This is a genomic window from Chryseobacterium taiwanense, from assembly GCF_000813825.1.
GTDB lineage: Bacteria > Bacteroidota > Bacteroidia > Flavobacteriales > Weeksellaceae > Chryseobacterium > Chryseobacterium taiwanense.
In genome coordinates, this window is record NZ_JWTA01000006.1 from 104518 (window position 1) to 112327 (window position 7810).

Consider the following 7810-nt stretch of genomic DNA (forward strand, 5'->3'; position numbering starts at 1 on the left):
TGAGCGCTTTTTTTATTTCTTTTCCCGTAAAAAGAGTATTTTTATAAGAATTAAAAAAAATCACAAAACTATGGTTACGCTTATTATTATCGGTGTCATTGCAATCTTTCTTCTGTATGCGGTTTCTATTTACAATCGTTTGGTAAAGCTTAAAAATCTGGTTCAGGAAGCTTGGAGCAGTATTGATGTGATGTTAAAAAAACGTCACGATCTTATTCCTAACCTTGTAGAAACGGTAAAAGGATATGCAACTCATGAACGTGAAACTCTTGAAAACGTTACAAGAGCAAGAAATCAGGCAGTAGGAGCCAATTCTTTAGAAACTAAAGAAGCTGCTGAGAAAAACCTTAATCAGGCGATGATGAACCTTTTCGCGGTTGCTGAACAATATCCTGATCTGAAAGCCAATGCTAATTTTCAGCAATTGCAGGCAGAGCTTACCTCAATTGAAAATGATATTGAAAAATCAAGAAGATATTATAACGGAACTGCCCGCGAAAATAATACACTGGTAGAATCTTTCCCAAGCAATATCGTTGCGAATATGTATAAATTCGAGAAAGTTTCCTATTTCGAGCTGGATAATATTGCGGACAGAGAAGTTCCAACGGTAAAGTTCTAACGATGAGAAAATTTCTAAAGTTTCTTTTTCTTTTGTGCTTTGCCCTTGGTTTTGCTCAGGAGGAAAATTCATTAAATGAAGATTTTTCCGGAACAGAAAGAATCTTGTCTTTTCATTCGGATATTAATGTTGATACACATTCTGCACTCAATATTACTGAGAAAATTAAAGTTCACAGTCTTGGAGATCAAATTCGAAGAGGGATTTTCCGTACCTTGCCTTTGTCGAGAAATCTGAACAACAGAACCCAGAAGGTAAAATATGAGATCATTTCCATAAAGAAAAACGGGGAAGAAGAAGATTATCACGAAGAAATTGAAGATGGATTTCTTAAAATTTATATCGGAAATAAAGAGGTAATCCTTCAACCCGGAGATTACGAATATGAAATTCAGTATAAAACAGAAAATCAAATCGGTTTTTTTGATCAGTATGATGAACTGTATTGGAATGTAAATGGAAATTACTGGGATTTTCCTGTAGATACCATTTCTGCGACAGTAAACCTTCCGCAAGGAGCAAACATCTTGCAAAATTCATGTTATACAGGTTTTGCAGGAAGTACAGAGAAAAACTGTAATTCAAAACTTATTTCGGATCATTCAATCGTGTGGAGTGCTTCAGGTTTTCAAGCTAATGACGGTCTTACGATCGCGGTAGGGTTTAAAAAAGGAATTATGATTCCGCCGCCGCCGCCAAGTTTCCTGGAGAAATTCGGAATATTAATCGGTGGCTTTCTAGTGTTTCTGGGATTGTTGTATTATTATTACTCGACTTGGAGAAAATACGGGGTAGATCCTGAAAAGCCTATAGTATATCCTCAGTTTAATTCTCCGAATGACCTTTCTCCGGCTTCTTTAGGATATTTAAAAACAGAAACTTTTAAAAATAAATATGTAACGGCAGCTTTAGTGAATCTTGCGATTAAAGGGTATATTCAGATTATTGAAAAAGAAGATTCCGGTCTTTTGGGATTTTTTAAATCAACATATTACACCATTAAAATGTTGAAACCGTCTGATGAAAATCTTCCCAAAGAAGAACAGAAGCTTATGGATCATTTCTTTTCGGATGGTTATGATACCATTGATTTTAAAGGTAAATATGATCCTAAAATAGAACAGTCTGTTTTGAACTGTAAAGAATCGTTGAAATTTCAATACGATACCTTTTTAAATGAAGGAAACAATGCTAAGAAACTAATCTTGCCTTCCTTGCTGATTACTTTTGTATATGTTGTTGGTTTGCTTTTGAGCTTTAGGATGTTCCCTGAATTTGAAAAAGTTTTTATCGGATTGATTTTATATGTAGTTCTGTTTATAGCATTTTTTATTGCAGCTTTATTATTTAAATACTTTCCGGTGCTTTTTAAGATCTTCTTGGTATTTCCGGTCATTATTTTTGTAGGTATAGGAGTGTTTATTCATAAAAGCAGTGATTTTACCATTGATAACAATTTTAATATCTGTTATATTTTTATTGTATTAGGATTTACTTCCCTTGTCATCTATGAATTTTTAATCAAAAGACCTTCAGAAGAAAAATTAAAAATAAAATCTCTTATTGAAGGATTTCAAATGTATATGGGAGCGGCGGAAAACGAACAGCTTAAATTTCATAATCCTCCTGAAATGACTCCGCAGGTTTTTGAGAAATATCTTCCTTTTGCGATGGTGTTGGGAGTGGATGAGATTTGGGGACAAAAATTTGATGCAATACTTTCAAAAATGTCAACTGATTATCACAATAATTGGTATGTAGGACCTACTCTAAATCGCTATGCTTTTGCAAGTACACTTAATTCAAATCTTACAAGCTCGATACAATCTTCATCTACACAACCCTCCAATAATTCCAGCAGCGGCTCTGGTTCCGGAGGTGGTGGTTTCTCCGGCGGTGGAGGTGGAGGCGGTGGAGGCGGCGGTTGGTAAACTGTTTCCATTGATAAAAATAAAAAGCGTTCAGAAATTTCTGAACGCTTTTTTATATGCTTAATTGATTACAATTAAATTCTTTCAATATCGGCACCGATAGCTTTTAATCTGCCATCAATGTTTTCGTATCCTCTGTCGATTTGCTCGATATTATGGATGATAGATTTTCCTTCAGCAGAAAGTGCTGCAATAAGAAGGGCATTTCCTGCTCTGATATCAGGAGAAACCATTGTTGTTCCTCTTAACGGAGTTTCCTGATTTAAACCGATTACAGTTGCTCTGTGCGGATCACATAAGATGATCTGTGCTCCCATATCGATCAGTTTATCAACAAAGAATAATCTTGATTCAAACATTTTCTGATGTACCAAAATACTTCCTTTAGCCTGAGTTGCTACCACTAAAATAATAGAAAGCAAATCTGGAGTGAATCCTGGCCAAGGGGCATCTGAAATGGTAAGAATAGAACCGTCTATAAATTTCTGGATCTTATAATTTTCCTGCGAAGGAATGTATATGTCATCACCACTTTGCTCCAATTGAATTCCAAGTTTTCTGAATGTGTTCGGAATTACTCCAAGTTGGTTCCAGTTTACGTTTTTAATAGTGATTTCAGACTTTGTCATGGCTGCAAGACCAATCCAAGATCCGATTTCTACCATATCTGGAAGCATGGTGTGTTCAGTTCCTCTAAGATGAGTAACCCCTTCAATGGTCAATAAATTTGAACCGATTCCTGAAATGTTTGCACCCATTCTGTTTAGCATCTTACAAAGCTGTTGTAGATAAGGCTCGCAAGCTGCATTATAAATTCTTGTTTTTCCTTTTGCTAAGACAGCAGCCATTACGATATTAGCGGTTCCGGTTACAGAAGCTTCCTCCAAAAGGATGAATTTTCCGTTAAGCTCTTTAGCCTTTAGAGAATAGAAATATTGCTCTTCATCATAATTAAACTCAGCACCCAGCTCTACCAATCCCTGAAAGTGAGTGTCTAGCCTTCTTCTTCCGATTTTGTCTCCACCCGGAGTTGGCATATAAGCTTCCCCATATCTTGCAAGCATAGGTCCCATTAACATGATAGACCCTCTTAGTTTAGCCCCGTCTTTTTTAAATTCTTCAGATCTTATATAATCAAAATTAACAGAATCAGCCTTAAACGTGTAATCACCGTGCCCGTTTTTCGACACTTTCACGCCAAAATCCTCCAAAATTTCAATCAGTCTGTTGACATCATGAATATCCGGAATATTTTTTATCCTTACTTCTTCATCCGTTAACAAAACTGCACATAAGATTTGTAAAGCTTCGTTTTTTGCGCCTTGTGGGGTAATTTCACCTTGTAATCTTTTCCCTCCTCTTATTTGAAATGTTCCACTCATTATTTTCTGTTCTTGTGATTATTGTTATGTCTTCTTTTATTCGGCTGATTTTTATTATTGTTGTTATTATTGTTTCCGCCTTTGTTGTTTCTGTTGTTACCAGTGTAATAAATTTTACTTTTTTCCAACGTTTCTATTCCGGTAAGGTCTAGTCTGTTTTCGGAAAGTTCTTTTAAGTGGCGGAAAATAACATCGTCTGTTACATGCTCTTTATTGTAGACATTGTAAGACTTTTTCATGTTGTTGGCAATCACTTCAATAAGAGCCTCTTTTTCATCTCCGGTTTCAAGTTCAATTGCCTTTTCTATAAGTTGCAGGATACTTTTTCCGTAAAATTTGAAATCTCCCTGCAATTTTGGATATTCCATTCTTTTAGGTCTTTCAGCCAATTGTTCTCTGGTCGGGAACGGATAAGGAGAATCAACATCCAAATCATAATTAGCCAATATAAAAAGATGATCCCAAAGTTTATGTTTATAATTTTCTTCGTCGCGAAGTTGTGGGTTTCTCTGACCCATAAAATCAATAATTGCCATTGCCATTTCGCTTCTTTCTTCTTTTGTAGGAAGCTCTTTGCAACGCTCAACCAACTGTTGTATTATTCTACCGTATTCCGGTAAATGAAGCTGTGTTTTTTGGGTGTTATATTCCATAGTTTGCAAATATATGGATTAAAAGAAAAATCGTTTAGAAAAACTTAATTGTTTATAAATATTTAATCGGAAAATGCACGAAGTCAAAGGTTTTTAAAAAAATAAAATTTTGCTTACCATGTATTTTAAACCTCTATGAATTTCTTTTTCTGGTGTGCATCAGGAAGAAAACATTTTTGAGCAGAAAGCTTCATCCTGTTTTTAGAAATAAGATCATAAATGTTATTACTGAAAAAGGTGGGAGAGACTTTTCCAAATAGACTTAATAATTTGTAAAAACCACCTAAAATGTCCGTGATTTTTAATACGGCTTTAGATTTTATCAGATAATATTGCTGAGGTTTCCAAAGATAAAGGGTGTTGAACTGTTTGGTTTCAAGACCACGTTCCGTAAGAAATTTCTGTCCAAAATCAGATTGAAGAGATGCAAACATGAATTCATCATTTTTGTCTTTCTCCAAAATCCATTGAACCCAAAAATTACAGACACCGCATTCTCCATCGAAAAAAACAATGTATTTATGTTGTATATCCTCTCGCATAATTCTGTTTTTGATATTTACTCATTCTATAACGAATAAAGATAGTGAATTTTTAATTAAGCATGTTGAATAAGCTAATGGTTTCATTAATAGTAATTTGAATAATTCTAAATAGGTGGGTTCGGTTTGATTTTTTAATAAAATACAATGAAATTTTTCTAACTTAATTGCAGGATAATAAGATTTGATTTCATGAGGCATCAAAAAATGTAATGAAAAGCTTTCGATAGTTTTTAACTATTGTAAAAATGTTTTCGATAGATTGTATTTATATTCAAACTATTGTAAGTTTGTCCTGTTTTTAACGAGCGAATTTTAATATAATCAATATAAAAAATTAAACGACAATGGAAAAAGATTTGAATGACATCAGTAAATGTCCGTTCCATAATGGAACGATGGAAAAACAAAGTGTTGCAGGTGAAGGTACAAAAAATTTAGATTGGTGGCCGGATCAGTTAAGAGTAGATATTCTTCGTCAGCATTCTTCGCTTTCGAATCCTATGGATAAAGATTTTGACTATGCTGAAGCATTCAAAAGTCTTGATCTTGACGCTGTGAAAAAAGATCTTCATGCTTTAATGACCGATTCTCAGGATTGGTGGCCTGCAGATTTTGGACATTATGGTCCTCTGTTTATCCGTATGGCTTGGCATAGTGCGGGAACTTACCGTGTAGGAGATGGGAGAGGAGGGGCTGGAGCTGGACAACAGCGTTTTGCTCCATTGAACAGCTGGCCAGATAATGTGAGCTTAGATAAAGCAAGAAGATTGGTATGGCCAATCAAACAGAAATATGGAAATAAAATTTCTTGGGCAGATTTACTGATTCTTACAGGAAATGTTGCGCTGGAATCTATGGGCTTTAAAACATTTGGTTTTGCCGGAGGTAGAGAAGATGTTTGGGAACCGGATATGGATGTGTATTGGGGATCTGAAAAAGTGTGGTTGGAACTAAGTGGAGGAAGTAATAGTCGTTATTCCGGAGAACGTGATTTAGAAAACCCTTTGGCTGCAGTGCAAATGGGATTAATTTATGTAAATCCTGAAGGACCGGACGGAAATCCTGATCCAATTGCAGCTGCAAAAGATATCAGAGATACTTTCGGAAGAATGGCAATGAATGATGAAGAAACAGTAGCGCTAATTGCAGGAGGACATACTTTCGGAAAAACTCACGGAGCAGGACCAGCAGATCATGTTGGAAAAGAGCCTGAAGCAGCAGGTATGGAGCTTCAAGGATTCGGATGGGAGAGTTCTTATAAATCAGGAAGGGGAGCAGATGCGATTTCCAGCGGATTAGAAGTTACATGGACAGAAACTCCAACAGAATGGAGTAATTATTTCTTTAAAAACCTTTTTGAAAATGAATGGGAGCTAACGAAAAGCCCAGCAGGGGCTCATCAATGGGTAGCAAAAAACGGAGAAGAAATTATTCCTGATGCTTTTGATCCTACTAAAAAGCATAGAGCAACAATGCTTACGACAGATTTGTCATTAAGGTTTGATCCTATTTACGAAAAAATTTCAAGAAATTTTTATGAAAATCCTGATGCATTCGCAGATGCATTTGCCAGAGCATGGTTTAAATTGACACATAGAGATATGGGACCAAAAGCCCGTTATTTAGGTTCTGAAGTTCCTGTGGAAGAATTGATTTGGCAAGATCCTATTCCGGAAGTAGATCATGTGTTGATTAATAATTCTGATGTTGAAGCTTTAAAATCAAAGATTTTGAATTCAGGATTAACTGTTTCTGAATTGGTTTCTACAGCTTGGGGATCGGCTTCTACATTCAGAGGAAGTGATAAAAGAGGAGGTGCAAACGGAGCGAGAATTCGTTTAGCTCCACAAAGATATTGGGCAGTAAATAATCCAACTCAGCTTCAGAAAGTTTTATCGGTGTTGGAAAACATTCAGAAAGAATTTAATGAGAGTCAGACAGGAGGTAAAAAAGTTTCTTTAGCAGATTTAATAGTTCTTGCGGGAGGTGTTGGAATTGAAAAAGCTGCTAAAAATGCAGGTGATGCTCTTATTGTACCTTTTGCTCCGGGAAGAATGGATGCTTCTCAGGAACAAACCGATGTAGAATCTATGGGTTATCTTGAACCTGCAGCAGACGGATTCAGAAATTATTTGAAGAAAAAATTCTCTGTTTCTACAGAATCTTTATTGATTGACAAAGCTCAATTGCTAAATCTTACAGCTCCGGAATTAACGGTATTAGTTGGAGGTATGAGATCTTTAAATGCTAATTTTGACGGATCATCTCACGGAGTTTTCACTCAATATACAGAAGTCCTTTCAAATGATTTCTTTGTTAATCTTTTAGATATGAACACTCAGTGGAAAGTAGCTTCTAATGATAATGAATTGTATGAAGGAGTAGATCGTAAAACCGGAGAGAAAAAATGGACAGCAACCCGTGCAGATTTGGTTTTCGGTTCAAATTCTGAGTTGAGATCTATAGCTGAAGTTTATGCAAGCGCTGATGCAAAAGAAAAATTTGTTAATGACTTCGTTTCTGCCTGGGTAAAAGTAATGAATGCGGATCGATTTGATTTGAAATAGTTATCATACTTGATTTAGTATAAATGAAAACCATCCTTGATTTCGAGGATGGTTTTTTATAGATGTGTAAAGAGAAATTCTACCTCTTACTGGAGTTGCTAACTTTGTTA

Annotated in this window: 6 protein-coding genes; 3 read left to right on the forward strand and 3 right to left on the reverse strand. The window is 35.6% G+C overall.

Annotated elements, in window-relative coordinates; all coding sequences use genetic code 11:
- Positions 1-70: 70 nt before the first annotated feature.
- The gene (locus RM51_RS09400) at positions 71-622 is read left to right on the forward strand and encodes a LemA family protein (protein WP_039368142.1); all 552 of its coding nucleotides are present in this window, start codon (positions 71-73) and stop codon (positions 620-622) included.
- 2 nt (positions 623-624) lie between these two features.
- Complete coding sequence (locus tag RM51_RS09405; RefSeq protein ID WP_039368145.1) at positions 625-2553, forward strand: DUF2207 domain-containing protein; 1929 nt, start codon at positions 625-627, stop codon at positions 2551-2553.
- Positions 2554-2627: 74 nt separating this feature from the next.
- Here the strand turns inward: RM51_RS09405 and murA are convergent, their stop codons facing one another.
- The 3 genes from murA to RM51_RS09420 all read right to left on the reverse strand — a co-directional run bounded on the left by murA (position 2628) and on the right by RM51_RS09420 (position 5130).
- Positions 2628-3935, reverse strand: a complete 1308-nt coding sequence (gene murA, locus RM51_RS09410; protein WP_039368147.1) for a UDP-N-acetylglucosamine 1-carboxyvinyltransferase — start codon at positions 3933-3935, stop codon at positions 2628-2630.
- Positions 3935-4588 carry a DUF4290 domain-containing protein gene (locus RM51_RS09415; protein WP_039368150.1) on the reverse strand — a complete coding sequence of 218 codons (654 nt, stop codon included), beginning with the start codon at positions 4586-4588 and terminating at the stop codon, positions 3935-3937. Before RM51_RS09415 ends, murA begins: the two co-directional genes overlap by 1 nt.
- A 125-nt stretch (positions 4589-4713) precedes the next feature.
- A complete protein-coding gene (locus RM51_RS09420) occupies positions 4714-5130 on the reverse strand; it encodes a thiol-disulfide oxidoreductase DCC family protein (protein WP_039368153.1) in 417 nt (138 codons plus the stop codon).
- A gap of 347 nt (positions 5131-5477) precedes the next feature.
- On the opposite strand from RM51_RS09420, the gene katG reads away from it, so the two are divergent.
- On the forward strand, positions 5478-7700 hold the full coding sequence (katG, locus tag RM51_RS09425) for a catalase/peroxidase HPI (RefSeq protein ID WP_039368155.1): 2223 nt from the start codon (positions 5478-5480) through the stop codon (positions 7698-7700).
- Positions 7701-7810 lie beyond the last annotated feature (110 nt).